This window comes from Frankia sp. AgKG'84/4, assembly GCF_023242965.2.
Classification (GTDB): domain Bacteria; phylum Actinomycetota; class Actinomycetes; order Frankiales; family Frankiaceae; genus Frankia.
In genome coordinates this window covers 1-3,966 of sequence record NZ_JALKFU020000511.1, presented here as the reverse complement: position 1 = coordinate 3,966, position 3,966 = coordinate 1, and the positions used below count along the sequence as shown (strand labels likewise).

Sequence of the window (3,966 nt, the reverse complement as noted above, 5' to 3'; positions counted from 1 at the left end):
GGGGGGCCCCGGGGGCAGGGTCAGCGCGCCGACGGAGACGACGGTCCGGCCGGCGACGTCGGCGGCGAGCAGGGACACCACGTCGTCTTCCTGCGGGGTGAGCCGGACCCGCAGGGTGGTGGCCCCGGTGGCGTGCAGCTGGACCTCGGACCACGAGAACGGCAGCCGGCCGGGTGCCCCGGCGGGCACCGGCCCGCCGAGGAAGCCGACGGCCTGGAACGCCGCGTCGAGCAGCGCCGGATGCACCCCGAACCGGCCGGCGTCGGGGTGCTGCTCTGGTGGCAGGACGACCTCGGCGAACAGCTCCTCGTCCCGGCGCCAGAGCGCCCGCAGTCCCTGGAAGGCCGGACCGTAGACGAAGCCGGACTCCGCGAACCGCTCGTAGCAGCCGTCGAGGTCGACCTGCTGGGCGCCGGTGGGTGGCCACACCCCGATCTCGTCCGCGCCCGGCCGGGAAGTGGCCCGGCCCGACAGCACCCCGGTCGCGTGCGTCGTCCACGGGGCGCGCGCATCCACGTCCAGGTCGGCGGGGCCGGGCGCCGACCCGGATCGGGCCGGTTCGACCCGGGACCGGATGTCGATGCCGCGCCGCCCCGACGGGTCGGCCGCACCGACGAGAACCTGGAGGTGGATCGCCGAATCGGCCGGGATGATCAGCGGCGCCGCCAGGGTCAGTTCCTCCACCTGGTCGAGTCCGACCTGGTCGCCGGCGCGGATCGCGAGTTCCACCAGCGCCGTCCCGGGCAGCAGGACGACACCGGTGACCGCATGGTCGGCGATCCACGGGTGGCTGCGGGTGGACAGGCGGCCGGTGAGTGCCATCGGGCCGGAGTCCGGCCAGTCGACGGCCGCCCCCAGCAGCGGATGATCGGCCACGGCCAGACCGACCGACGAGGCGTCGCCGCCGGTACCGCGGTCCGCCTCCAACCAGAAGCGGCGCCGCCGGAACGGGTAGGTCGGCAGGTCAACGAGCCGCGCACCGGTGCCGGTGAACGCGGCGCTCCAGTCGACCGGCACCCCGTGGACGTGCGCCGCGGCCACCCCGAGCAGGAACTGGTCGAGACCACCCGCGTCGCGCCGCCCCGAGGCGATGGTCAGGACGGCGTCCGGACCGGCTCCGGCCACGCCCGCGAGGTCGAGTCCGGCGTCCAGGGCGATCTGTCCGATCGCGGCGGTCAGCACCGGATGCGGGCCGATCTCGACGAACGTCCGGTGCCCGTCGGCCAGCAGGGCGCGGACCGCGCGCTCGAACTCCACGGTCTGGCGGGTGTTCCGCAGCCAGTAGGGGGCGTCGAGGGCGGCGGTGTCGATCCGTTCGCCGTCCACCGTGGAGTAGAACGGGGTGGGGACGGAGACCGGTCGCACGGGCCCGAGCCCGGCCAGCAGCCGGTCGCGGACCCGGTCGACCGCCGGGGAATGGGAGGCGATGTCGACGGCGATCCGCCGGGTTCGTGTCCCGTCCCTCGCGCAGCGTTCCAGTAGCTCGGCCAGGGCGGCGGTCTCCCCCGAGACCACGACCGAGTCGGACGTGTTGACCGCGGCGACGGCGAGCCGCCCGTCCCAGGGCTTGAGCAGCAGCTCGGCCTCGGTCCGGGGCAGTGCCACCGTGACCATCCCGCCCCGCCCGCCGAGTTCCGCCGCCAACACCGCGCCGCGGCGTGCACTGGCGAGGGCCGCGTCGGGCAGGCTGATCGCCCCGGCGACGCAGGCCGCGGCGATCTCGCCCTGGGAGTGTCCGAGCACCGCCGCCGGTCGGACCGCGAACGTCCGCCACAGCTCGGCCGTCGCCGTCATCACCGCGAACAGCGCCGGCTGGACGACGTCGGCCCGGTCCAGACCGGGTGCGCCGGCAGCGCCGCGCAGGACGTCCCACAGCGACCAGTCGACGTGCGGTGCGAGCGCCTGCGCGCACAGGTCGAGCCGGGACCGGAACACCGCCGAGGACTCCGCCAGCTCCAGCGCCATTCCGGCCCACTGGCTGCCCTGGCCGGAGAAGACGAACACCGGCGCACGGCTGGCGTCCGCCACACCGGTGGCGACCATGGAGGTGGGGCGTCCGTCGGCGAGCGCGGCAAGCGCGGTGAGCAGCCCGCCCCGGTCCGCGCCGACGGCGACCGCCCGGTGCGGGTGCCGTGCCCGGGCCGTCACCAGCGTGTGCCCGACATCGGCCGGGTGCCAGGATCTCTCCTCGGCCAGTCGGGCCCGCAGCCGCCCGGCCTGGGCCCGCAGTGTCTCGTTGTCGTGCGCCGACAGGATCAGCGGTATGGGGGGCGCGACGTCGGTGCTGTCGGTGCCGTCGGTGCCGCGGGCGGGCGGCGGGTCGAGCGGAGCGTCCGTCGGGGTGTCCACCGGTGCCTGTTCGACGATCAGATGGGCGTTCGTCCCGCTGACCCCGAACGAGGACACGCCGGCGCGGCGCGGACGGTCCCCGGCCGGCCACGGCGTCGCCTCGGTGAGCAGTCGGACCGCGCCCGCGGACCAGTCGACGGTGCGGCTGGGACCGTCCACGTGCAGGGTCCGCGGCAGCAGCCCGTGGCGGATCGCCATGACCATCTTGATGACGCCGCCGACCCCGGCGGCGGCCTGCGTGTGGGAGACGTTGGACTTCAGCGACCCCAGCCACAGCGGCTGCCCGGGGTCCCGGCCCCGTCCGTAGGTCGCCAGCAGCGCCTGGGCCTCGATCGGGTCGCCGAGGGTCGTCCCGGTCCCGTGCCCCTCGACGGCGTCGACCTGCGCCGGGTCGAGGCGGGCGTCCGCGAGCGCGGCCCGGATCACCCGCTGCTGGGACGGGCCGTTCGGCGCGGTCAGCCCGTTGCTCGCCCCGTCGGAGTTCACCGCCGAGCCGCGCAGGACCGCGAGCACCGGCCGGCCGGCCCGGCGGGCGTCCGAGAGTCGTTCGAGCACCAGCAGGCCGGCTCCCTCCCCGAACCCGGCGCCGTCCGCCGCGTCGGCGAACGACCTGCACCGACCGTCGCGGGAGAGCCCACGCTGCCGGCTGAACCCGATGAACAGCCCCGGGCTCGCCATGACCGTGGCGCCCCCGGCGAGGGCGAGCCCGCACTCCCGGCGGCGCAGTGCCTGACAGGCAAGGTGCAGGGCCACCAGCGACGACGAGCAGGCCGTGTCCAGGGTCAGCGCCGGACCTTCCAGACCCAGCTCGTAGGCGATGCGTCCCGACGCCACACTCGACGCCGTCCCGGTACCGAGAAAGCCCTCGACGTCGGCGGGGACGGCAGGCAGGCGGGCGGCGTAGTCGGTCGCCATCACGCCCACGAACACCCCGGTGGCGGAGCCCCGCAGGCTGTGCGGGTCGATGTTCGCCCGTTCGACCGCCTCCCAGGCGATCTCCAGCAGGACCCGCTGCTGGGGGTCCATCGCGAGCGCCTCCCGCGGCGAGATACCGAAGAAGTCGGGGTCGAAGGCGCCGGCGTCGTCGAGGAAACCGCCCTCGGCCGCGTACAGGGTGCCCGGCCGGTCCGGGTCGGGGTCGAACAGCGCGTCGACGTCCCAGCCGCGGTCGGTGGGAAAGGCCCCGACCGCGTCGACGTCGTCGGCGACCAGGCGCCACAGCTGTTCGGGGGACCGTACCCCGCCCGGGTACCGGCAGCCCATGCCGACGATCGCGATCGGTTCGTGCGCGGCGTCCGCGAGGTCGCGGTTGCGCTCGCGCAGCGCGTCGTTGTCCAGCAACGCCGTCCGCAGTGCCTGGACGACCTTCTCCGTCGACGTGGCCATCACTGACTCCACCCGTCAGGCCGGGACGCGCCATCGGCGGCTCCGGCTCCGTCCGATCCGGAAGCCCCGGGCGGGCCGGCGCCGGCGGGCGCCTCCTGGTCCCCGAGGACGAGCTGCACAAGATCGTCAAGATCCATCGACGCGATGTCCGCCTGGCGCCCGAGCGCGGCGGCCGACCCGACGGCGCCCGCCAGCTCTTCGACGTGGACGGCATCCTGCGCGAGTCCACCG

2 protein-coding genes are annotated in these 3,966 nt (G+C 75.4%); both read right to left on the bottom strand.

Annotated features, from left to right (window positions below):
- A partial coding sequence (locus tag MXD58_RS22265) for a type I polyketide synthase (protein WP_250609856.1) occupies nt 1-3,735 on the bottom strand: 3,735 nt, incomplete at its 3' end.
- On the bottom strand, nt 3,735-3,966 hold a 232-nt coding region (locus MXD58_RS22260; RefSeq protein ID WP_250609855.1), incomplete at its 5' end, for a hypothetical protein. The genes MXD58_RS22260 and MXD58_RS22265, both read right to left, overlap by 1 nt.